20 protein-coding genes and 1 pseudogene are annotated in these 25308 nt (G+C 26.5%); 4 read left to right on the plus strand and 17 right to left on the minus strand.

Going from position 1 to position 25308, the window contains the following annotated elements:
* Positions 1-411 (plus strand): transcriptional repressor LexA (lexA, locus tag Q1J60_RS02740; RefSeq protein WP_300258168.1); only part of this gene is annotated, 411 nt, incomplete at its 5' end.
* A 191-nt stretch (positions 412-602) separates the two neighbouring features.
* On the opposite strand, the gene Q1J60_RS02745 is transcribed toward lexA, so the two are convergent.
* The 9 genes from Q1J60_RS02745 to Q1J60_RS02785 form a co-directional block, all read right to left on the minus strand.
* Positions 603-1508, minus strand: a complete 906-nt coding sequence (locus Q1J60_RS02745; protein ID WP_300258171.1) for a coiled-coil domain-containing protein — start codon at positions 1506-1508, stop codon at positions 603-605.
* 267 nt (positions 1509-1775) lie between these two features.
* On the minus strand, positions 1776-3056 hold the full coding sequence (locus Q1J60_RS02750; protein WP_300258173.1) for a methionine gamma-lyase family protein: 1281 nt from the start codon (positions 3054-3056) through the stop codon (positions 1776-1778).
* Positions 3057-3161: 105 nt separating this feature from the next.
* Positions 3162-3404 carry an RNA chaperone Hfq gene (gene hfq / locus Q1J60_RS02755; RefSeq protein ID WP_300258174.1) on the minus strand — a complete coding sequence of 81 codons (243 nt, stop codon included), beginning with the start codon at positions 3402-3404 and terminating at the stop codon, positions 3162-3164.
* 42 nt (positions 3405-3446) lie between these two features.
* Positions 3447-4379, minus strand: coding sequence for a tRNA (adenosine(37)-N6)-dimethylallyltransferase MiaA (gene miaA / locus Q1J60_RS02760; protein WP_300258177.1), 933 nt, complete (start codon positions 4377-4379; stop codon positions 3447-3449).
* A 17-nt stretch (positions 4380-4396) separates the two neighbouring features.
* Positions 4397-6409, minus strand: coding sequence for a DNA mismatch repair endonuclease MutL (gene mutL, locus Q1J60_RS02765; protein WP_300258180.1), 2013 nt, complete (start codon positions 6407-6409; stop codon positions 4397-4399).
* A 26-nt stretch (positions 6410-6435) separates the two neighbouring features.
* Positions 6436-9168: a DNA mismatch repair protein MutS gene (gene mutS, locus Q1J60_RS02770; protein ID WP_300258183.1), complete on the minus strand. Its 2733-nt coding sequence runs from the start codon at positions 9166-9168 to the stop codon at positions 6436-6438.
* Between the two features lie 251 nt (positions 9169-9419).
* Positions 9420-10127 (minus strand): pyruvate formate-lyase-activating protein, encoded by a 708-nt coding sequence (gene pflA / locus Q1J60_RS02775; RefSeq protein ID WP_300258186.1) that lies wholly within the window; start codon positions 10125-10127, stop codon positions 9420-9422.
* A gap of 78 nt (positions 10128-10205) precedes the next feature.
* Positions 10206-12440 (minus strand): formate C-acetyltransferase, encoded by a 2235-nt coding sequence (pflB, locus tag Q1J60_RS02780; protein ID WP_300258189.1) that lies wholly within the window; start codon positions 12438-12440, stop codon positions 10206-10208.
* A gap of 835 nt (positions 12441-13275) precedes the next feature.
* A complete protein-coding gene (locus Q1J60_RS02785) occupies positions 13276-13788 on the minus strand; it encodes a hypothetical protein (protein WP_300258192.1) in 513 nt (170 codons plus the stop codon).
* A gap of 736 nt (positions 13789-14524) precedes the next feature.
* Here Q1J60_RS02785 and Q1J60_RS02790 point away from each other — a divergent pair.
* On the plus strand, positions 14525-14659 hold the full coding sequence (locus Q1J60_RS02790) for a hypothetical protein (RefSeq protein ID WP_300258195.1): 135 nt from the start codon (positions 14525-14527) through the stop codon (positions 14657-14659).
* A gap of 12 nt (positions 14660-14671) precedes the next feature.
* Positions 14672-15766 (plus strand): annotated as a pseudogene (locus tag Q1J60_RS02795) (KAP family P-loop NTPase fold protein); the annotation flags it as partial.
* Between the two features lie 414 nt (positions 15767-16180).
* Here the strand turns inward: Q1J60_RS02795 and Q1J60_RS02800 are convergent.
* The 6 genes from Q1J60_RS02800 to Q1J60_RS02825 form a co-directional block, all read right to left on the minus strand.
* Positions 16181-17527, minus strand: a complete 1347-nt coding sequence (locus tag Q1J60_RS02800; protein WP_300258197.1) for an ApeA N-terminal domain 1-containing protein — start codon at positions 17525-17527, stop codon at positions 16181-16183.
* A 465-nt stretch (positions 17528-17992) separates the two neighbouring features.
* Positions 17993-18469: a phage integrase SAM-like domain-containing protein gene (locus Q1J60_RS02805; protein ID WP_300258200.1), complete on the minus strand. Its 477-nt coding sequence runs from the start codon at positions 18467-18469 to the stop codon at positions 17993-17995.
* Positions 18470-18624: 155 nt separating this feature from the next.
* A complete protein-coding gene (gene ppcA / locus Q1J60_RS02810) occupies positions 18625-20238 on the minus strand; it encodes a phosphoenolpyruvate carboxylase (RefSeq protein WP_300258203.1) in 1614 nt (537 codons plus the stop codon).
* Positions 20239-20741: 503 nt separating this feature from the next.
* On the minus strand, positions 20742-22085 hold the full coding sequence (miaB, locus tag Q1J60_RS02815) for a tRNA (N6-isopentenyl adenosine(37)-C2)-methylthiotransferase MiaB (RefSeq protein WP_300258205.1): 1344 nt from the start codon (positions 22083-22085) through the stop codon (positions 20742-20744).
* A 281-nt stretch (positions 22086-22366) separates the two neighbouring features.
* Positions 22367-22498, minus strand: a complete 132-nt coding sequence (locus tag Q1J60_RS02820; RefSeq protein WP_300258208.1) for a hypothetical protein — start codon at positions 22496-22498, stop codon at positions 22367-22369.
* A gap of 101 nt (positions 22499-22599) precedes the next feature.
* Positions 22600-23172, minus strand: a complete 573-nt coding sequence (locus Q1J60_RS02825; protein ID WP_300258211.1) for a hypothetical protein — start codon at positions 23170-23172, stop codon at positions 22600-22602.
* A 138-nt stretch (positions 23173-23310) separates the two neighbouring features.
* On the opposite strand from Q1J60_RS02825, the gene Q1J60_RS02830 reads away from it, so the two are divergent.
* A complete protein-coding gene (locus Q1J60_RS02830; RefSeq protein WP_300258214.1) occupies positions 23311-23460 on the plus strand; it encodes a hypothetical protein in 150 nt (49 codons plus the stop codon).
* Positions 23461-23558: 98 nt separating this feature from the next.
* Here Q1J60_RS02830 and Q1J60_RS02835 read toward each other — a convergent pair whose 3' ends face one another.
* Entirely contained in the window at positions 23559-24350 is a 792-nt protein-coding gene (locus Q1J60_RS02835) for a GNAT family N-acetyltransferase (RefSeq protein WP_300258217.1), read from the minus strand.
* Between the two features lie 108 nt (positions 24351-24458).
* Positions 24459-25307, minus strand: a complete 849-nt coding sequence (locus tag Q1J60_RS02840; RefSeq protein ID WP_300258219.1) for a 4-hydroxy-3-methylbut-2-enyl diphosphate reductase — start codon at positions 25305-25307, stop codon at positions 24459-24461.
* Between the last annotated feature and the right edge of the window lies 1 nt (position 25308).

Consider the following 25308-nt stretch of genomic DNA (forward strand, 5'->3'; position numbering starts at 1 on the left):
TTAGAAATAGTAGAATTATCTAATGAAGAAAATGAATTAATAGATATTCCTATAATAGGTAAAGTTACTGCTGGTATGCCTATTTTAGCTACAGAGAATATAGAAGATATGTTCCAAATACCTATAAACTACGTTAAGCATAATAATGATTTATTTATTTTAAAAGTTACTGGAGACAGTATGATAGAAGCTGGAATCTTAGATGGTGATTTAGCAATAATAGAACAGAAGAACGTAGCAATAAATGGAGATATTGTAGTAGCTCTAATAGAAAATGAAGCTACCATAAAAAGATTTTTTAAGGAAAATGGATTCATAAGACTACAACCAGAAAACAAAAACTATGCACCTATAATAGTTGAAAATTGCTCTATTTTAGGTAAATTAGTAGGAATTTATAGAGCTTATTAATAATAAAAAAGCAGGAAAATTTCATATATCACAAATTTTCCTGCTTTTTTATTGATTTTACTTAAAAATATAGATACTTACTATTTATTTTTAAAAAACTCAATAATTTACAAAGTTTCCAATTTATATAACCTGTATAGAATGTTAAATTCCATGAATTATTCTACATAATATTTATAAATAAATATATATTACGTATTCAACTTATTCTCTAAAACTTCTTTTTCGTATTCTAAAGTTTTTATATCTAATTCTAAAGTTTTTTTCTCTAATTCTAACCTACTTTCAAAATCATTTTTAAGCTTCGTAGACTCTTTCTCTACCATTTCAGAGTATTTAGTCTCTAACAACTCTAACTCCTTCTTGTGATCTCTTCTCATAGCTTCTATAAGCTTTTTATAAGATTGAACCTCTTCCTTATAAGATTTCTCTTTTTCTTCATAGAAATTTAGTTTTTCTTTAAAAGATTCTTTTTCTAATTCTAGAGATTTTATATTAGACTCTTGCTCATTCAAAGAATTTTTATCCTCTTCTACCTTCTTTATCAACTTTTCATTTTCAACTTTTAAAACTTCTAAAGATTTTAAAGAGGCTATTTCTTCTTTGTTTTTTTCTATTAAATCATAGTTTCTAGATACTAATTGAGATAAGGTGCTTTTATCTTTTTCTAAAGTTTTTATATTCTCTTTAAGCTCTTCTATTTCCTTTGTTTTAGCTTTGTTTTCTTCTTTTAAAGCCTTATCTCTTTCTATAAGCTCTTCTTCCCTTCTTTGCAGCCTCTCTATAGTTACATCTTTTATAGAAAGCTTCTTAACAAACTCTTCTTCTGCTCTTTTCCCTGCATCTTCACTCATCTGAAGAGAAGTTAAAAAAAGTTGATTTATTTTATTTAAATAATCCTGAAAAGACTCTATTTCTAACTTTCTTTCTATCAATGTTGATTTAGAATTTTCCAATTCATATAGTGATATTAAAGCATCTAAACATTGACCTTGATTTCCAAACTCATCAGATGCTATTTTTTTAAATTTATCGAAAGTTTCTTCAGTCACCCTAAAGCTTTTTACTTTTAATTCTTTGTTTCTGTTCTCCTCCAAAACACTTTCCACCTTCCATAGTAATACTATATGTAATATATAAAATGTAATACGTAATATTATTATAATAAACAATTTAATTATATACTATAAAAAAGATTTATTCCATAAAAAGAATATAAAAAATAGACCTTTATCAAAATAAATTTTAATAAAACTTACAGCTAATAATTAGAAAAATATTTTTGTAAGTTTTATTATATTTTGATAAAAGCCTATGTTAATCTTTATACTTAATAATTTAAATTATCATATTACTTAAAAATATTACTTAAAAATATTATTTAAAGCTATTAATACACCTATTTTAGAATGATCAAAAGTCAAACCACCTTGTAAATAAGCTATATACGGCTCTCTTATAGGTGCATCTGCTGAAAGTTCTATAGAAGAACCTTGAATAAATGCACCAGCTGCCATAATAACCTCATCTGAATATCCTGGCATAGCCCATGGTTCACATTCAACGAAAGAATCTATTGGTGAAGCATATTGAACACCCTTACAGAATTTTATAAGCTTTTCTTTATCATTGAATTTTATAGCCTGAATTATGTCACTTCTCTTATCATTATATTTAGGAAGAACTTCAAATCCAGCAAGTTCCATTATTCTAGCACAGAATATTGCTCCTTTTAAGGCCTCTATAGCAACATGAGGAGCTAAGAATAATCCTTGGTAGAAATCCTTCATCACTCCAAAGGTACATCCACACTCTGCTCCTATACCAGGTACAGTAAGTCTATAAGATGCTTGCTCTACATATTTTTCTTTTCCTACTATGTATCCACCAGTTGGAGCTATTCCTCCACCTATGTTTTTAATTAATGATCCTGCTATTAAATCAGCACCAACATCTGTAGGTTCTATTATATCTATAAATTCTCCATAACAGTTATCAACAAATACTATTAAGTCTTCTCTTAATTCTTTAATAGCTTTAATAGCTTCTCCTAATTCTTTAACTTGAAAAGCATTTCTCCAACCATATCCAGTTGATCTTTGCATATGTATTAGCTTTATTGATTCATCTTCTTTAATCATTTCTAAAGCTTTTTCTATATTAATCTTTCCATCCACAAGATCTACTTGCTTATAATTAACACCATACTCTTTTAATGATCCTATATTTTCTTCTCCACTTATACCAATTACACTATGTAAAGTATCATAAGGGCTACCAGTAACAGCTAATATAGTGTCTCCAGGTCTTAAGTTTCCAAATAAAGCTGTTCCTAAAGCATGAGTTCCATTAACAAAATGTGGTCTAACTAAAGCTTTTTCAGCATTAAAGATTCTAGCATAAACTAAATCTAAAGTATCTCTTCCAATATCACCATAACCATATCCTGTTGAATTAGTAAAATGGTTATCAGAAATTCTCTCCTCTTGAAAAGCCTTAAGAACTTTTAATTGATTATATTCTCTTATTTCATCATATATTTTAAATTCATTTTCTACATCAATTATAGCTTGATTATAAAGCTTTATAGTCTCATCTGTGAAACTATATTGTTTTTTTAGTAATTCTATAGTTGCATTAAGCATTATTATACCCCCGCATTATTAAAATATCATACATTTATAAATCTTATCATATAGAAAAAAAATAGGCAAACCAGCTAGAGGTTTACCTATTTTTCTTTTCTATATTTAATTATCAACACCTTGCGCATTATTAAATAAAATAGGTTTAGCTGGTGATACTGTGCTTATAGCATGTTTATAAACTAATTGTTGCTTTCCATCACTATCTAAAACTACTGTAAAGCTATCGAACCCTTTAACGATACCCTTTAATTGAACCCCATTTACTAAAAATATTGTTACAGAAATTTTTTCCTTTCTTGCATTGTTTAAGAATATATCTTGTAGGTTATTGATTGACTTATTCATTCTATTACCCTCCATAAATTTTAATATAATTTAATTATAAACCTAAGAATTTATTATGTCATTAATAATTTTAGAAGAAATATCTTCTTCAGAATCAAAAGTTTCTTTATCTATAAATATAGCTCTAGGATCTTTTCTAAACCAAGTAAGCTGACGCTTAGCATAGTTTCTGCTACCCTGTTTAATCATCTCTATACATTGGTCTAAAGAAATTTTACCATCAAGATAATATAAAACCTCTTTATATCCTATACCTTTCATAGACTGCATATCATCAGTTAATCCCATGGTTTTAAGATTCTTAACCTCTTTTAAAAGACCTTTTTCAAACATTATATCAACTCTTTTATTTATTCTGTCATAAAGATTTGATCTATCCATATTAAGTACATAATAATATATATTATATGGAGTTTCATAAATACTATTCTTAGCTTTAAAAGATGAGAATGGTTTTCCAGTTAACTTATACGTTTCTAATGCCCTAATTACCCTTTTTCTATTATTAAAATGTATCGAATTATAGCTTTCTAAATCAATATCCTTAAGCATTCCATGCAAATATTCATTACCATACTCATTAGCTATTTTTTCAAGTTCTTTTCTATACTCTTCATCCTTATCACTTTCTGCAAAATTCATATTGCATATGATTGAATTTATATATAGTCCAGTCCCTCCTACTAATATAGGAAGTTTTCCTCTACTTTGTATATCTTTAATTTTCTCTGTAGCTAAGTTTTTAAATTCAGCTACACTAAACTCTTTACTAGGATCAACAAAATCTATTAAATGGTGAGGAATCTCTCCCATTTCTTCCTTAGAAATTTTAGCTGAACCTATATCCATGTATTTATATATTTGCATAGAGTCAACAGAGATTATTTCACCATTTAGCTTTTTTGCTAAATCTACTGAAAGATCACTTTTTCCTACGGCTGTTGGCCCAGCAATAATAAGTAAATTATTATTCATTTAAATTGTCTCTCTCCTTAAGTTATTCTTTTAAACTTTTTATCTAATTCATAACTAGTAAATTTAATTATGGTTGGACGTCCATGTGGACAATGGAAAGGATCTTTTATATATCTTAAATCATCTATTAAGTTTTCCATCTCTAATATGCTTAACACATCATTAGCCTTAACTGCCGCCCTACAGGACATAGATGCTATTTTATTATATTTAACCTCTACAGTTTCTCCACTACCCATTTTCTTTAAATTATTTATCATAGATATTATCAACTCTGTTGGATTTAATTTATCTAAAAAGTATGGTACCTCTTCAATTCTTATAGAATTATCACCAAAGTCACTTATTTTAAATCCTGCCTTTTCAAAAATATCTTTATTTTCATCATAATAAAGATAATCCTCTATAGGTAAGGTTACCACTAGTGGAATAATTAAAGGCTGAATTTCAACTTTCTTTTTAGCTATATCTGAAGAATACTTCTCAAAAAGAATCTTCTCATGAGCTGCATGTTGATCTATTAAATACAAAGTAGAATCATACTCAGCTAGTATATAAGTTTTATTAAATTGACCAATAACTTTTAACTTAGGAAATTTTGCTTCCCTACAAATTGTTTCCTCTACAGAATTCTTATTACATCTATAATCACTTATTTCAAGTGAATCAGCAGTGTTTTCACTTACCTTATCTTTAATTTCATTTTTTATAAGTATAGGCTCATAAGAAATCTCTCTTTTAGCTGAAACTTCTTTAAACCAATTATTTTCTAAAGAGTTATTAATATTAGAATATTCATACTGATTTTCTTTAGATAAGAAATCTACTGGAATATTAACTTCTGTTTTAGCTTCATAATCATTAGAGTTATTATAAGAATAAATCTCTTCTTTCCTTTTATCTTCATTTACCTTATAATTTATATTTTCTTTTAATTTTTCTAAGTTGTTTATTTCCTTATCTAAGCTTTCTTGAATAACTTCTTCTTTCAAAGCTTCAAATTTTTTCTCCTCTTCTTCTGGAAGAGCAAATGTGTCTTTTACATACTCTCTCATAGCCGAATGAACAGCATCAAAAACAATCTTGAATATAAAACGTTCATCTTTAAACTTAATTTCAGATTTTGTTGGATGTATGTTAACATCTATAAGCTCTGGATAAGTATCTATAAATAATACGAAGAATGGAAACTTCCCCGTAACATTAAAGGATCTAAAGGCATTTTCTACAGCTACAGTTAAGCTTCTATTTTTTACATATCTCTTATTGACAAAAAGACTTTGATTATTTCTAGATGCTCTTGCTAAAGTATCGTTTCCTATAAATCCATAAACAGAAGCTGTATCCTTATGTTCTTCAAAATATATTAGATTTTCAGAAGTTGACTTACCATAAATAGTTCTTATAACATCTATTAATTTTCCATTTCCATAAGTATTTAAAATCTTTTTATTATTATTAAACAATTTAAATGATACATCTGGATTAGCTAATGAAATTCTATTTACTAAATCATTTATTAATGCACTTTCCCTAGCTGTTGTTTTTAAAAATTTCTTTCTAGCAGGGACATTAAAAAATAAATCCTTAACCTCTATTTGAGTTCCTCTATTCATAGAACAGTCTATTAAAGATTCTTTTTCTCCACCACTAATTATTAGTTCCTTACCCATGTCACAATCTGCTATTTTACTTTTAAAATATACTCTTGCAATGGAAGCTATACTAGGAAGAGCTTCTCCTCTAAATCCAAGAGTATTTATACTGAATATATCATAAGTATCCTTTATCTTACTTGTAGCATGAGGATTAAAAGCTTTTTCAACATCCTCTGGATGAACTCCTGAGCCATCATCTATTATTTTTATAAGAGATTCTCCACCGTTTTGAATCTCTATAGTTATATTTTTTGCTCCTGCATCTAATGAATTTTCTACAAGTTCTTTAACAACAGAAGAGGGTCTTTCAACAACCTCTCCTGCTGCTATTTTATTTGCTGTATCTGCATTTAAAATATTTATTCTATTCAAAATTTATAACAGCTCCTTCCCTTAAGCTAAATTAAATTTTTAGCTTCTTTAACTAGAGCATATAATCTATTCATAGCCTCCATAGGATTTAAAGATAAAATATCCACTTCTGAAAGTTCTTTTATTAAATTATCTTTTCCTACGGCTGAGAAATCTAATTGTATTTGATTATCTTCTTTTTTATGTGTTTTAGCATCTAAAGATTTTAAAATAACTTCTTCTTTAATTTCAAATTTATCCTCTTCTACTACGGTTTCTTTAACTTCATAAGAAGTTGTAGTGGCTACTTCTCCCATTTCTTCTTTTGAAGAATTCTCTTCTTTAAGATCTAAATCTAAATTATTCTTTGAAGATTCCATTTCAAGAGTCTCTAAGATTTCCTTAGCTCTATTTATTACCTCGTCTGGAATACCAGCAAGCTTAGCAACCTCAATACCATAAGATTGGTCTGCCCCACCTTCTATTATTTTTCTTAAGAAGATAATATTGTTATCCACTTCCTTAACAGCTACTGAATAGTTTCTAACTCCGTGAATTTCTCCTTCTAATTTAGTTAACTCATGATAATGAGTAGCAAAAAGAGTTTTACATCTTAAATTTTTATTCTTACATATATACTCTATAACAGACCAAGCTATACTTAATCCATCATAGGTACTAGTTCCTCTTCCAACCTCATCTAAAAGGACTAAACTATTTTCTGTAGCATTTTTTAAAATATTAGAAACTTCCCACATTTCAACCATAAATGTACTTTTACCACCTGCTAAGTCATCAGAAGCTCCTATTCTAGTAAAAATTTTATCTACTACACTTATATTAGCCTTGCTAGCTGGCACAAAGGAACCTATTTGACACATCAAGGTTATAATAGCTACTTGTCTCATATATGTTGATTTACCAGCCATATTAGGACCTGTTATTATAAGAAGTTGATTATCATCTTTATTTATAATAGTGTCATTAGGAATAAATTCCCCTTTAGGAATTACCTTTTCAACAACAGGGTGTCTTCCATTTTCTATTTTAGTTTCCCCATCTTCATTAATTTCAGGTTTTATAAAATCATTTTCTAAAGCTACAAAAGCTAAATTGCTTATACAATCTAATTCAGCAATTATCTTAGCAGTAGTTTTTAGTCTATCTATGTGATTTTCAACTTCATTTCTTATATCTAGGAAAATATCATATTCTAAAGAACAAAGTTTTTCACTAGCTCCTAAAAGTTTTTCTTCTATTTCCTTAAGTTCTGGAGTAATAAATCTCTCTGCATTAGCTAGAGTTTGCTTTCTTATATATCTTCCTTCAGGAACAGAACTGTAATTAGCCTTAGATATTTCTATATAATAACCAAATACCTTATTAAATCCTACCTTTAAAGACTTTATGCCAGTAAACTCTCTTTCTCTATTTTCTAAGCTAGATATCCAATCCTTACCGTTAGTCTTAGCAAGTCTTAATTCATCTATTTCACCGTTAAATCCATCCTTTATTAAATCGCCATCCTTTAATGTTAGAGATGGATCTTCTTTTATGGATTTTTCTAAAAGATCATAAATATCTCTTAAATCATCTAAATTATCATGATAATTCTTTAGAAGATTTGAGGTGCAATTTTCTATAATTCTTTTTACATTAGGAATTTTACCTATAGATGTTTTTAATGCTATTAAATCCTTAGCATTAGCATTTTTATTTGAAATTTTACCTAATATTCTTTCTATATCATAAATATCATGTAAAGCTTCTTTAAGAGAATCATTTAAAGAAAGATCATTAAATAATTCAGAAACAGCATTTAATCTTAAAGTTATCTTTTCCTTATTAACAAGAGGTTCTTCAATCCATCTTCTAAGCATTCTACTTCCCATAGAAGTTTCTGTTTTATCTAATACCCAAAGAAGAGAACCTTTCTTGCTTTTTTCTCTTAAATTCTCTGTAAGCTCTAAGTTTCTTCTAGAACTTAAATCTATAGTCATAAAATCAACCAAACTATATACTTCTATATCATTTATATTAGTTAAACTTATTTTTTGAGTATCTAGTATGTATTTAACTAAAGCATTACTTGATTTTTTAACAATTAAACTTAAAGAATTTGATTTTTCTCCAAATTGATTATTTAATACTTTCTGAAAGTTTTCTTCAAAATATTCTACAGGTTTTCTGCTTATTAAGGCTGAAGTAGTTAGTGTTATATCTCTTATAAGTTCTTGATCTAAAGAATCTAGAAGTATTATTTCTTTAGGATTAAACTTAGATATTTCATCTAAAATAACTCCCTTTTCTAATTCTCCTTCTGTAGCTAAAAAATCTCCAGTAGAAATATCTGTTATAGCTAATGAACATCTATTTCTATCTAAGTCTGTATATATAGTCATTATATAATTATTTTTTGTTTCCTCAACAAAAGAAGAATCTGTATATGTTCCAGGAGTTATAACCTTTATAACATCCCTTTTAACAATTCCCTTAGCTACTTTAGGATCTTCAACTTGTTCACAAATAGCAACTTTATATCCCTTAGCTACTAATCTTCCTATATATGAGTTAGATGCATGGAATGGAATTCCACACATAGGTGCTCTTTTTTCTAAGCCACAATCTCTTCCAGTAAGAACTAATTCTAATTCTCTTGCAGCTATTTCTGCATCCTCAAAGAACATCTCATAGAAATCTCCAAGTCTAAAAAAGAGAATACAATCCTTATAGTTTTCTTTTATTTCAAAATACTGACGCATCATAGGCGTTAAAGCCATTTTTAGTACCTCCATCATTTCTATATGCTAAAATTCATAATATTTTTCTAAAATATAATAATGAATAATAATTAAATATAAATTCTTTTCATTTAATTATTAAAACCTAAAAACTTTTCTTTAAAAAGTTAATAAAATATAGCTTTATTTTTTAATGTTAATTATGTCATACTAATTATTCTAACATATTTTTTATGTAAGAAAAAACTAAAGCCTAAAATTAGACTTTAGTTTTTGTCTAAATAATTATATTAATTAAATATTTCTTTTTCAAGTTCTTTTAACCATTTTTTATCTAAAGGTGGAACTCCCTCTAATCTATATGGAATATTAAGTCCTTCATATTTATTTACACCTAAAACATGATAAGGTAAAAGTTCAACCTTTTCTACATTATTAAGACCATCTACAAAGTTTTTAATTCTCATTAAATCTTCCTTATTATCTGTATACCCAGGAACTACAACATGTCTTATCCACATTTTTTTGTTCATAGACTGAACTACCTTTAAAAATTTTAAGGATTTATCTATTTGAATCCCTACTAAACTCTTATATTTTTTAGAATCAGTTTCCTTTACATCAAATAGTATAAGGTCAACATATTTAAGAATTTCTTCATAGTTTCCTAATCCAACACCTGCAGTATCTAATGTGGTATGTATCCCTTCATTTTTACATAATTTTAAACATTCTAGTAAAAATTCTGGTTGAAGAAGAGGCTCTCCACCTGAGAAAGTAACACCACCACCTGATGCATCAAAATATGTTTTAAATCTTTTTATTTTATTTATAAGCTCCTCTGGAGTATATTCAGTGCCACCTTCTGTGCACCAAGTGTCTGGATTATGACAAAAAGCACATCTTATTCCACATCCTTGCATAAAAACTACAAATCTTATACCAGGTCCATCTACTAACCCCATAGTTTCTAATGAATGAATTCTTCCTTTAACCATAATGCTGTCCTCCTTACAGTAAACATTTCAAAAAAGAGTGTATAAAGCTTTCACTTTATACACTCTTATTATATAAGATTATAGAGAATCGTGGAATGTTCTGCTTATAACCTCTAATTGTTGACTTCTAGTTAATCTGTTGAAATTAACAGCATAACCTGATACTCTGATTGTTAATGTTGGATACTTTTCAGGGTGCTCCATAGCATCCATTAAAGTTTCTCTGTTAAACACATTAACATTTAGATGGTGAGCTCCTTGTTTAAAGTAACCATCCATAATAGCAACTAAGTTATCTATTCTAGAATCTTCTTCTTTTCCTAAAGCATCTGGAACAATTGAGAATGTGTTTGATACACCATCTTCACAAACTTCACAGTATGGAATTTTAGCAACTGAGTTTAAGCTAGCTAAAGCTCCACTGTTATCTCTTCCATGCATTGGGTTAGCTCCTGGAGCAAATGCTTCACCTGCTTTTCTTCCATCTGGAGTTGAACCTGTTTTCTTACCATAAACTACATTTGAAGTAATAGTTAAAATTGATAAAGTGTGCTTAGCACCTCTATATAATGGATGTTTCTTAAGTTCACTTGAGAACTTTCTAACTATTTCTACAGCTAAATCATCAACTCTGTCATCATCATTTCCGTATTTAGGGAAGTCACCTTCAATTTCAAAGTCTACAGCTATTCCATTTTCTCTTATAGGCTTAACTTTAGCAAATCTAACTGCACTTAATGAGTCAGCAACAACTGATAACCCAGCTACCCCAAAGGCCATTAATCTTTCTACATGAGTATCATGTAAAGCCATTTGTCCAGCTTCATAAGCATATTTATCATGCATGTAATGGATAACATTCATTGTATCTACATAAAGCTTAGCAATGTATTCTAAAACTTTATCATAATTAGCTCTTAATTTATCGTAATCTAAAACTTCATCTGTTATTGGTTCTAAACCTTTAATAACAACTTTACCTGATTTTTCATCAACACCACCGTTTATAGTGTAAAGTAAAGCTTTAGCTAAGTTAGTTCTAGCGCCGAAGAATTGCATTTGCTTACCAATTTTCATTGCTGATACACAACAAGCTATTGAGTAATCATCTCCGTATATAGGTCTCATTAATTCATCATTCTCGTATTGAATTGAGTCAGTTTTAATTGATACCTCAGCACAGAATTTTTTGAATCCTTCTGGTAATCTATCTGACCATAAAACTGTCATATTTGGTTCTGGAGCAGGTCCTAAGTTAATTAAAGTTTGAAGATATCTAAATGAGTTTTTAGTTACTAATGGTTTACCATTTACACCCATACCTCCAATACCTTCTGTTACCCAAGTTGGATCTCCAGCAAATAAATCATTATACTCAGGAGTTCTTAAGTGTCTAACTAATCTTAATTTTATTATAAATTGATCTATTAATTCTTGAGCTTCTAACTCAGTTAAAGTTCCTGCCTTAAGATCTCTTTCTATGAAAATATCTAAGAAAGTAGAAGTTCTTCCTAGAGACATTGCAGCTCCATTATTTTCTTTAACTGCAGCTAAATATCCAAAGTATAAAAATTGAACCGCTTCCTTAGCATTTGCAGCCGGTTTAGATATATCAAATCCATATCTTGCCGCCATTGATTTTATCGCCTCTAAAGCTATTATTTGCTCTGAAACATTTTCTCTTAATTGGATATATTCTTCTACTGATCCTTCGCTTTCAAATGATATCTTAGCATAATCTTTTTTCTTTTCTTCTATTAAATAATCTATACCATAAAGGGCAATTCTTCTATAGTCACCTATTATTCTTCCTCTACCATAAGCATCTGGAAGACCAGTTAAAAGACCAGCAGATCTTGCAGCTCTTGTTTCAGCTGAATATGCATCAAATACACCTTGGTTATGAGTTTTTCTATAAGCATTGAAATGTTCTCTTATATCACCATCTAATTCATAGCCATATTCTTTTAAAGAACTTTCAACCATTCTCATTCCACCAAAAGGATTAACTATTCTTTTAAGTGGTGCGTCTGTTTGGAAACCAACTATAACTTCGTTATCCTTATCTAAATATCCTGGCTCATAGTTATCTATTCCAGATACTCTATCTGTAGCAACATCTATAATACCTTTTTCAATTTCTTCTATTATTAACTTTTGAGCTTTTTCTAAAACTGCATCAGTTCTTTTTGTTTTTCCTTCTAAGAAACTTTTGTCTCCTTCATATGCAGTATAGTTCTTTTGAATGAAGTTTCTAACATCTATTTCTTTTTGCCATACTCCTTCTTTAAAGCCTTCCCATTGTTTAAACATATAGTATACCCCCTATTTCTTAGTTGAAAATCTTTATCGATTTAAATTTAACATATTTTAAGAACATTGTAAAGTTGATGATAATCGATTTCAATAATCTACAATAAAAATTTTATTAATTTGCTAATATTTAAATCTAATTATAAAATAATCACTTAAATTATAATATATTTTTAAAAAATATAAATAATAACTATTTAAAATTTTCACTTACTTAATAATTTACAAATAAAAAATTACAATTATTCACAAGAAAACATTTATTTTAAATTTAAATGATATTATAAAACACATATCATACTAAGAATAACCCAACTAGAATCTAGTCTTATATAAGGCTAGGTCTTATTTTTTTGTTTTTTTATTTAATAAATGCTAAGATTTAGTTAATAAGATAAGGAGGTAATATAGTGAAAAAATACTAATATTAACTTTAATATTTATAATAACCATATCTTCTTTTGTTGGATGCAATAATGCTAAACAACCAAACAAAACTACTAAACAAACTTGTGAAGATGCTGATACTAACAAACCGGAAGTAAAAGAAAAACCTAAACAACCTGAAAAAGAAAATAAAAAACAATTTGATAATATAATTAAAGAATCTTATAATTCTTTTAAAACAGATAATATAGTAAAAAATAATTATTAGCAATTAAACTTTATATTTAAATGAGACTATTTTATCAATATTTCAAATCAAGTACAGTTTTTCAAAAATAGCCTCGTTTACAATTAATCATTTTCTTCATAAGAAAAAGCCACATAAATAACATGTAGCTCTTATTATGATTAATTTTATAAATTATAATACTTACATCTATATTAGCTATTAAAAGTTTTTTCTAGTCAAAAGTTCTCCATATCCTAATTCATTTAAAAGTTTTGCAAAATTAGATAAATCATTTTTAAAGGCTATTACAATTGGTTTCTTTTTATCTTTTAAGTATATCTTTACAATATGCTCTTTATAATCCAAATTAAAATAATCTATATTAGACTTTTTTATTAATTTAAAATTTCTATAAATATAATCTTTATTTATGGAAATAGATAAGTTAAAAACACCTATTAAAAAATACAAAGATGATATATTTAAAAAATTAATTTTGTTTGTATAAAGAAATACTATTAATTGTAAAGCTGCAACTACTGTTAGCTGTATAATTGCAGATAAAAATTTAAATGATGTAAGCTTTTGAATATCCTTTTTTGTGATTGGAACAAGATAGTACGAATCTGTTTTTGAAAATAATCTCTTATAAATAAAACAACTTTTTATAAAAATACATAAAAAAGATATAAAAAGTACAAAGTTAAAAAAATTAATAGTGCTTGTTTTCATTTAATTTCTCCTTGTAATATTAAAATCTTAATTTAAGATTAGCAAGTTATTTATATTATGTAAAGTTTATACTAATATTTGTTTTTAACAATTCATTTTCCTCTTTAATACTATTTCAATAACAAAAAACACCTTCTGTTAATCAGTAAAAATTTAACTAACAAGAAGTATCTTATCACTCTATAAATTTAAGTATTTATTGGTTTTTCATTAATATTATTTATTGGCATTTTTTATATTTAACCAACTTTCGTCCTCACAAGTTTTTTTCTAACTAAATATTGCTTTAAAATTAACTTTCTTATTTAAATATGCGCTATTGCCTATTGTTCTTATTTCTTTAATATTTATTTTCCAAGTCTACTCTTACTCTTTCTAGGTTGACAACTTTTTGCCACTTTCATTTTTTCCTTGTTTCCGTTATTTGTAATAATGATCCTATCATGTATTTTTTATTTGTCAAGCTATTACTCTCGAATTATTTACTATATCATAATAATTTACTGGATTATGTATCAAATTAATATAAAAAATTAATGTAGAAATAATTTTACTTTTTCTGTGTATTTATTTCTTATAAAAAATAACACTATATTAGTAATATTGGTAATAATAATTGTGATTAAAGTAATTATAAGAGTTTCATTAAAATTCATTATTATTTTACTCCTTTTATCCATATTTGTCCTTTATAAGTTATATTATACCATTTATAATTAAATATTGAGGTGATTATATGGAAGAAATAAATTTAGAAGAACTAACTTTTGAAAAAGATGATTTACTTAACAGAAAACAAATAGCTATAAATCTAACTAATATAATGAAAAACAAATCAAATTTAAATGTATTAGCTATAGATTCTAGTTGAGGAACTGGTAAAACTACTTTTATTAATAAGTGGACTAACATGTTAAAAAGCGATTCTAATTATATAGATACTTTTGAAACTATATATTTTAATGCGTGGGAAAGTTATTATTCAAATGACGCTTTACTATCTTTAATTTTCCAAATCAATAAATCAATATCTAAAACTTTAGAAGATGATAAATCACTTTTTGAAAAGCACAATGAGAAGTTTAAAAATATAGGAAAATTGGCAGGTACTTTAGCTATAAAATATTTAACTCGTGGAGCATTAGATTTAGTTGAGTGGAATAAAAATCTAGAAAATGGATTAAGTGATTTTAGTTCTAAAATAGGTGAATCTATTTTTAAACAACATAGTATTCAAAATGATACAAGAAAAGCACTCAAAAAAAATTTAATTGAATATCAAAATATTATAGATAAAAAAATCATTATCTTTATAGATGAATTAGATAGATGTAAACCTACTTATTCTATTCAAATTTTAGAAACTATAAAGCACTTGTTTAATCTTAAAAATTATATTTTTGTAATTTCTTTAGATAAAGAACAACTATCTCACTCTATAAAAACAATATACGGGGAACATATGGATAGTGATGGTTATCTAAGACGATTTTTTGATTTAGAATACACATTATCTACTTCTGCTACAAGAGATTATATAGATATCAAATTAAACTCTTTGTTAAAAAATTTTTCTAACAAAAAAATGTTACTACCAATTCTTATAGAAATTTTTGAAGAAGAAAATTACTCATTAAGAGATATAGAAAAAGCTCTACCTTTTATAGAACTCTTATTATTAAATTCAGAAATTTTTAATTCTAAAAAAACTAACTATACACACTACCAAAGATTAACAATATCATATATCTATGCATTTTTAATAAATTTAAAACTTAAACATTCTAATCTTCTAAAAGAATTATTAGCATGTAATTATAATGATACCTCAATCAATAAATTCTTCACATTTGATATAAAAGTATTAAAATTAAATTCTTTAGGTTTAAAACAAGAGCAACTAAAAAGTCTATTAGAATTATCTATAAAAAAATTCTTACAAATTTACCGCTTGTATAATAAACATAAATTTATATAGAACAATTATACTAATAATTTTTTTGTTGGAATACAAAATGAAAAAACTGGTACACTTAAATCTGATACTAAAGTATCTATATTTGAAATTTATAAATATGAAAAACCTTTAGAAAAATTACTATTTACTGAAAATTTTAATATTTAATAAATAATTTTATTTTTCAAATCTAAAATCTCTAAACTTCTGGGTTATTATTAAAAAATATATAGTTATCCTGTCAAGCAAAAAATTTAACAGGATAACTGTATTACTATTCTTATACTTCTGTATTTAGAGCCTAGCCACTTTAACCTATAATCTTGGCAATAATCCATTAGTAATTAGTATTTCAACTAATTTACCTCAAGTAGGAAGCTACCTCTACTTGTCCAATATTCCTATTAATTTTCACATTATTTTTTATAATAATTATTAAAGTGAAAAACATTCTTTAAAATTTTTAATAGCTCTTAATTCTCTATATTTTGATTCATTTTTTATAATTATCTCTTCTACGTTTATACTTAATTGCTTAAATATAAGTATCTTTAGAACTAGCTTTAAATACTCATATATTCTAAATTGTTCAATAGGAGTTAATTGTATTGTTTTATCTTGTCCAAAATGAGTATAATAATTTCTTAGTTCTACAATTTTAAATGATATAGTTTCTCTATATTTTGAAGAAATATCCACTAAAAACTTTGTTTCTTTAAATATGTTCTTTAATCTTTTAAATAAAGTAGGTTCATTAGCATATCTTAATTTGTCTTCTAACCATTTATTATACTCTTGATTTTCAATAGAATCTAAAATAAATTTTATTTTTTTCTCATAATTTTCTTGTGGCTCTTTACAATTATTCATAAACCTTCTTGAAAACACTTCGATAGCTGTAATTATGTTCATAAAATGTATTTGTGTATCAAAAGTTCTCTCTTTTTCATCACATTCTAATATTTTATCAATTATAGGTTGTAATTTTTCTTGTAATTCAAGCCATTTACTATAGACTACTCCAAAATCATTTTTTATATCTTGGTACATTATTAAAGGCCTTTTTACACTAAAATTTTCAGTTTTAGCTTTTAAATTTAAATTCTTTTTATTAATAATATCAAGTATTTCCTTTTTTTCAGTTTCCATTTTTAACTCTACATAATTAATTCTTTTTCCTATACACATAGCCATAAAATCCTTAAAATTATATACTTCATTAATAGCCTCAAAATAGCTCTTTGATTCATCAAATATTATTTCTACAAAAGTCTTTTGATTATAATTCAAATCAGTTAAAAATGGATCATATTTTATATTACCTTCAAAAGATATATTTATACTTTCCTTTTTTAATTTATATATGTGCTTATTTAATTTTTCATATATAAAAGTTATTTTAGAATCTTCTCTTAATATTTTTGCTTCTGATTCTTCAATCCAATTATTAAGATAGTCAAATGTTACAATAACTTTACTTATTTTTAAATCTTCCATACTTAAAATTTGTTTTCCAATTAACACATTATTAACTTTCAATGTTTGTTTTATTATTCCAGGGAAACTTATTTTTTGGTTAATAATAAAACAATTGCACAAAGTAATGTCTTTGCCATCTTGAGTAAATCCGTTAATTATGTCATATCCCATATGATTTATATCTAAATTAAAACTATCAAAACTCCCTAATAATTCTAAGACTATCATATCATCTTTATATTTTAATACTCCTGTAATTTCATTAGTTGTATTAGGCAATTTCCAATATCCTATATACTCCAAGCATATTCACTCCTTATCCAGTTATTATATTTATATTATATAATAACTTTTTCTTAAATTAACTTAATATATAACATTAATTAACTATTTACATTTAAGTTCCAAAGGTTAATACTAAACTGGAACGTTGACACATGCGAAGTGATATAGTTTACCCTAGAAAATTATAATTCTAGGATACTATCTAAACTGTATACGCTTTGTATCGCTCATTCTACTACTCTACTTGTAATTAAGCCTTTACCAACTTATAAAACGTTACCCTATAGCTTGTATATTATTGGCTTAAATCTCCCACTAATGTGGCGTTTCCCTAACTACCCATCTAATTTATTCGTCGGCCAGATGTACCCGAATAAGGATATTGCTTTATAAGTAAAGTAATCAGTAATACCCCCTAGACTTTATGCATTGGCTCTATGTAACCACTATATTATTTATAGAAGTTGCATAGTTCATAACAACTCAACCTATACTTAATTTATGGTATAGGAAATAAAGCCTTGCATACATAATTTTTTGAAATATAATAAATATTATTATTTTATTAGTGGGATTTTGTTTTAAATATTTATTGTCTATGCACCAATTAAAAAACATCTTTATAGTTCCTATATAATTATCTAAAGTACGCAAAGAAACTGGTTGTCCAAAATCTCCTCTGTTTTGTGGAGATTTTGAATTTAGAATATTATCATTAGATACGTAGCTATATTTACCACGTTCTTTTGTAAATTTTATATAATTTCTTATATGTTCTTCTTTTACATCTTCTACGTAAATTATGTTATAGTCATCTTCAAGGAACTTAAATAATAACTTTAAGCTTCTTTCATATAGTCTTATACTCGCTCTTCTAAGATCTCTATATTTACAATCTGTCATAAAAATATCTAATATATCTAATAATTCATTTTTATTTTTAGTAAGAATTCTTGCCATAACAAAAAACACCTCCTGTTAATTTAATTACAATTAACAAAAGATGTTTTTGTATCTTTTTTAAACATATTTATTGGTCTAAATTTATGTTTATATATCTTTTTTTCTAAGTAAAAAGAAGTATTTTTTTGTTATCCAAAATATTAAATAGCCTTTTAGCCTATACTTCCTCTTACTTTACCCATTCTTACTATCCACTCATTTAGGATTTTAAGTTCTTCTGTGCTGTTACGCATTACATTTTCCTCAAGTCCCATTAAGTGCATAATTATAGGTTTAGTAGTCTTAAGTAAAGTATGATAGAATTCATTTTCGTTTAAGAAGTCATAATCTAATCCAAGATTAAGAATTTCATTTACATATTTCATATCTTCCTTATATTCTTGTCTAGCCTCTTCATTTATTATCTTCTTAGAAACTCCTCCATTTGCAAATTTAGCAGCAAATGCTAAATCTTTTCTTAAGATTGGATATATTTCTAAAAGTTTATCGATACCTTTTTGGCCATATTTAGTCTTTATTTCATTTAATGCTCTACCCATTCCCATAAGTTCAGGTGGCATTCCTAATGTGTACATAGCTCCAGTAAATGATATAGCTCTTGGAACTGCATATTCTTTTGAGTTATCTATGCTAAGAATTTCTTGTTTCAATACTTCATCCTTAACTAAATCTGCTACGTTGTCTAAGTTTGCTACTTCTCTATTATATTCCAATCCAGTTTTAGCCTTTGTTAATCTATCTCTATTCTTAGGAATAAAGTCAGATACAAATGAAACTGTATCTATTACCTTTAAGAATGTTTGAAGATAATGTTTTGAACAGATTCCTATAAATTCTTTCATTAAATCTTTATCTTCTTCACTGAAGTTTCTAGGTTTTGATTCTGAAATTTTTGATTTTAATTCATTAACTGCATGCTTAGTCGCTTCTTCACCATGGTCATATCTTAAGGCAGATTGGAATGTGAAAGTTTTAATTCCACTATATGTAGCAAGAATTTCATCTATATTTTCTTCTGAGAAATGTCCTCTAAATGGAAGTGATCCACAACCTAAAATTGGACTTATAGTTACACCATGTTTTTCTCCCCATTTATAAGCTCCGTCAACTGCCATAAGAACTGATAAAACTCCTGAAATTAATCCATATGACATAGCTGTATCAGATCTTGCTATCATTATTCTAATATCTTTTAAAACATGTCCTTTACTCTTTTCTATTTCATAATGTTCATCTAATATTCTATCTATATTTACTAGTGCTGGTACATCTTCAACTAGAGGTATTATTCTAACACTATTTAAATCTAATTTAGTTTTGTAGTTTTTATTCCCCATATCTACTACTGAGTTTACTCTATCTTGAAACTCTGAAATTTCTTTCCCAGTTTCAATCATAGGAACAACAACCTCTGAAATTGCTGGAACTCCTGTTAATTCTTTTGATTGAACATTAGTTTCAATTATAGACATTATACTCATAAGTTGTCTAAATACTGATTCTTTATTTGCATTAGGTATTCTAGGAGTTAATCTAACATCTTTTCCTGGAATTATACCATTTGAAATTAATCCTAATGCTATTTGTGATGTTTGATGGTAAGGTGTTAACTTTCCTTCAAAATCTATCATAACTTCTTCTATCCCTAAACCACCTTTATCTTGTGGTGTTAATCCCTTTATAGCTTCTGCTGGTTCTTGTTGTATTGAAACATAAGTTTCTACATTATCCGGATGTTGAGTCATCATGGAACAAGGTATATTCATAGTAAGTCCCCCTTTTTGATTATAAAATGAAATTTACAAGTTAATTATATTGCAACAATACATTTAAATCAAGTTTTTTTAAAATAAAAATGCAATTTTTTTAAAAAACAACTTGCATTTTGAGGTTAAAAGAAAAAATTCATAGATAAATTTAATAAAAAAACATTTTCTTAATAACGAATTTTTAAAAATTATTAATTATTATAATTCGGTTAATCCTAATATATAGAGTTAATTATGAAGCTATATCTGGAAATCAATTTAGTTATATAGGAGGACAAGTTGATAGTAACAATCTATAGGAATGATATTCATTATATTATTACTGAGTATTTAATAGAAGACCTAAGATGAAAAACTTTAAAATAGTATTCAAAGACACTTTTAAATATAGCTCATCCTAAATTTGGAAATCAATTAGATGATTATTAAAAGAACTATTTTAATTTATAAAAATTAAGTGGGATATACCAAAATAACTTTTGATATATCCCACTTTTCAATTATTCTACTATTTCACCAATTAATGAGAATGGTTGTGCTCTAACTATTTTTAAGTTAACTAATTCTCCTACTAGCTTTTCATCACCAGCAAAGTTAACTAATTTACCATTTCTAGTTCTTCCAGTTAATTTAGTTTCATCATTCTTACTTGGACCCTCAACAAGAACTTCAACTATCTTACCTTCATATTCTTTGTTCTTTATTATAACCTTTTTATTTATAGCCTCAACTAATCTATTAAATCTATCATGCTTTATATCATCTGGAATTTGATTTTCCATTTTGTCAGCAGGAGTATGATTTCTTCTTGAATAAATAAATGTGAATGCTGAATCATATCCAACTTCTTCACAAAGGCTTAATGTATCTAAGAAGTCCTCTTCAGTTTCTCCTGGGAATCCAATGATTATATCAGTTGTTAAAGTAACATCTGGTATTTCTGATTTTATCTTCTTAACTAAATCTAAGTAATACTCTCTATCATAGTGTCTATTCATCTCTTTTAATATTCTTGATGATCCACTTTGAACTGGCAAGTGAACTTGCTCACAAAGCTTATCACATTCTTTTATAGCCCTTATAACATCTTCACTTAAATCTTTAGGATGAGAAGTCATAAATCTAACTCTCTCTAATCCCTTAACTTCATTAACCTTTCTTAAAAGCCCAGCAAAGTCTATATCTTCTTCTAAGCCTTTTCCGTATGAGTTTACGTTTTGACCTAATAAAGTTATTTCTTTATATCCTTGAGATACTAATTCTTCTATTTCTTTTATGATATCATCAGATTTTCTACTTCTTTCTCTTCCTCTAACGTAAGGAACTATACAGTATGTACAGAAGTTGTTACATCCATACATGATAGTAACAAATGCTTTAACATCACTTTTTCTATCTATAGGTAGTCCTTCAACGATTCCTTCTTCTTTGTTTAATATTTCCTTAACTTGAACACCTTCTTGAAGTACTCTATTTAAGTATTCAGGGAATTTATGGGCATTATGTGTTCCAAATATTATGTCAACATAAGGGAAAGTTTTTAAGACTTTGTCTGCCATACCTACTTGTTGCATCATACATCCACAAATTGCTATTACTAAGTTAGGATTTTTCTTCTTTAATTGTTTAAGTTGTCCAAGATTACCGAAAACTTTATTTTCAGCATTTTCTCTTACACAACATGTGTTAAAGATTATAATAGAAGCCTCTTCTTTATTTTCAGTTCTTTCATATCCTTGAGATTTTAACATCCCTGATAATTTTTCTGAATCTTCTTCATTCATTTGGCATCCGTATGTAGAAATACAGAAGAGTTTTTTATCCATGTTATTTTCTAATGTCATGTCATTTCCTCCAATTTAAATTGTTATCTGTTGTATTATAGCATAAATTTTATTTTTATTAAAAGATAGAATTTTCTAATTATTAATTTGATTAACATAAGTTAAAGATTTCTTATAAATTAAATATTTTATGTAAATTTACAATTTCATAAATATAATAAAAGAGCATCTAAAGTAAGGTGCTCTCAAGCTGTCGACAAAGTTAAGTATGATAACTTTTTTGATCTAATATTTTTATATATTTATTAGTAGAATGAAGTTATAATCCTCATTTACTTAGATTACTTTAAATCAATCCAGCATCTACAAGTTGTTCTCTTTCCTTCTAAAACTTCATTTTCTAATACTCCGCTTTGTGAAAGAATAGTTTTAATTGAAGCAATGTTATCTTTAGAAAAACATGCTATCACCATTTAATATTAATTCATAATAAAAACACTTGGAAAAAGATAATTTTACTAAATATCTAATTCTGAATCCTATATAATAAAAATAACCCTTGGTATTCCAAAGGTTATTTTATTATATCAAATATATATTTTTTGAAATCTTCAAAAGACATTTTTTCTATTGAAGCTCCTTTATTAACTTTAGAATTAGAAAAATCATATGATGCTGAGCCATAGTTAAAAGCTGGACTAGCAACTATAAAGTTACTTCCTTGAGTTCTATATGTAACCTTACATCTTAAAATTTCTTCACAAAAATCTAAAACTTCTAAATAATCTTCTAAATATTTTTCATAAATCATCTTAACTACAAATGAGAATAATTGATATCCTCCTAATAATTGTTGCATTCTTCCACCATGCATATTAAAGATTTTATCTGTACTATAAAAATACTTCATATCTTTGTAAGTTAATGTTTTAAATTCACTATTTATCTCTAAATCTTCTAAATTAATTTTTTTCAAATCATCTTCAATATTTTCCCACTCAATTGATTTTGGCGTAGCATTATTATGCACTGTCTGAGTAAATTTCTCTATTGCGTTATCCATATATTTATTAACTGTAACTACTTGATCATTTATGCAGATAGTGAATTCTCCATTTTCATATACTAAGCTAATTTTATTTTCCATAAAAAAGCACTCCATTCTTTAATTAATAATAATTATTATATGATAATGCCCTAAATTTGTCTATATTAAAATATTTATTAACCTCTAAATAAGATTTTCTAAACTTGTTAATACTAGTAAAGAGGAGGTGTAAATAGCATGTATGATTTAAAAGAACTAGAACAAAATCAATCAAATCAAGAAGAGACTAACATAGAAATAAGTGATCGTGCTTATTATAGTAACCATTTAACAGATAGTGTATTCAAAACTAAGGTATCCTATGTACCAACTGAATCTCTTTTATAAACTTAATAATAAACTTACAAACCTATTCTTAGAAATATTTAAAATCTCTAAGAATAGGTTTGTAAGTTTTATTAAGAATTTATTTTTATTCATATAATTTATCCTAATAATTCATATATGCTTATTTCAGAAATCTCTTCAAAACCAGTCTTTTTATATAAATTTATAGCATTTATGTTATCGGACTTAACTTTTATATACACTTCATTTAATCCTTTTATCTTAGCTTGATCTAATATGTGTATAAGTAAAGCCTCACCATATCCTTTACCTCTAAACTCTTCTATTATTCCAAAGTTAGCAATAGTGTATTTATCCTTTAAAAGCAATATTTGACCATAACCAATTATAATGTCATCTTTTAACTCAAAAAATGCTAAATCTTCTAAAAAAGCTTTTCTATTACATTCATAAACAATATCTTTTGTTTTTAGTGGAATTCTATTTTCTTCATAAAAGATTTTATTTTGTACTTTACAACGAATACTTTCATCTCTCCCTTTTATAAAATTTGTAAAAGTAAAGTTTTCATTATTCTTTTTATTAAACTTAGAAACATCTATTTTCAACATTATATTAGAAGCCCTCTTTTCAAACCCATACATTTTCAAATCAATTCCATCATCTTCTACAGTTTCATATATATATTTATTTATATTAAACTCTGAAAAAACATCACTTTCTTCAGGAATACTTCTCATGCTACCTATCTTAGTAATTTTTTTTATATATGCATCAAAATTTGCTACATAATCTATTTCCCAAAGCATATAAACCTCATCTTTATAAGTTACTTTGATAAAATAATTACTACATAGCCTTTTTAGTGATAAATTTAAAATTTTTACATATTTAAAATAATCCCACAAATTAAATCTAACTATATTCATACTACTACTCCTAAAACTTCGTCATATATTATAGTATAAAACAATTCCCAGTTTAATACCAGTAGCACAAAATAATTATGAATTAAATTGCAGGATTACATCTAAAAATTATAATTCTTTAATCTTAGAAATTACTTCATTTATTATCCAATCTGGAGTTGATGCTCCAGCAGTAATTCCTATAGTTTTAACATTTTCATCTTTTAATAAGCTTTCATCTAGCTCTTTAACATTTTCTATATGATAGCTCTTTGGACATTCCTTTTTGCATATTTCATATAGTTTTGTTGTATTAGAACTATTTTTTCCACCTATAACAAAAACTAAATCAGCCTCTTTTGAAAGTTCTTGCACACTTTTTTGTCTAACATCAGTAGCTGAACAAATAGTGTTGAAAGCAACTATTTCTTTACTTTCTCTTACTATTTCACTTAAAACCTTGTTCCAAGTTTCTTTTTTCTCAGTAGTTTGTGAAACTACACAAACCTTTGCTGGAATATTTTCAAGATCTGTTTTTCCATTTGTTATTATGGCAGAATCATTGCACCACCCATTAATTCCAATAACTTCTGGGTGATTCTCATCTCCAACAATTATTATCTTATACCCTTGTTCATAACATTTTTTAACTTTTAGTTGAATATTAGTTACATATGGACAAGTTGCATTTTTAACTACCAAACCCTTATCTGTTAAATCCTTTATTACACTTTCTTTAACTCCATGAGATCTTATAAGTACAACATCTCCCTTGTTTAAAGAATCCGCATCTGAAAGTTCAATTGCAAATATATTATTATCCTCTAAATAATTAACAACATCATTATTATGAATAAGTGGGCCTAAAGTATATATTTTCTTTCCAAATTCTTTTTGATATTTTATAGCTTCGTCAACTGCTCTTTTTACTCCAAAGCAAAAACCAGCATTTTCAGCTAAAATTACTTTTCTTTCCATA

It is taken from the genome of Clostridium sp., assembly GCF_029258205.1.
Lineage (GTDB): Bacteria > Bacillota > Clostridia > Clostridiales > Clostridiaceae > Sarcina.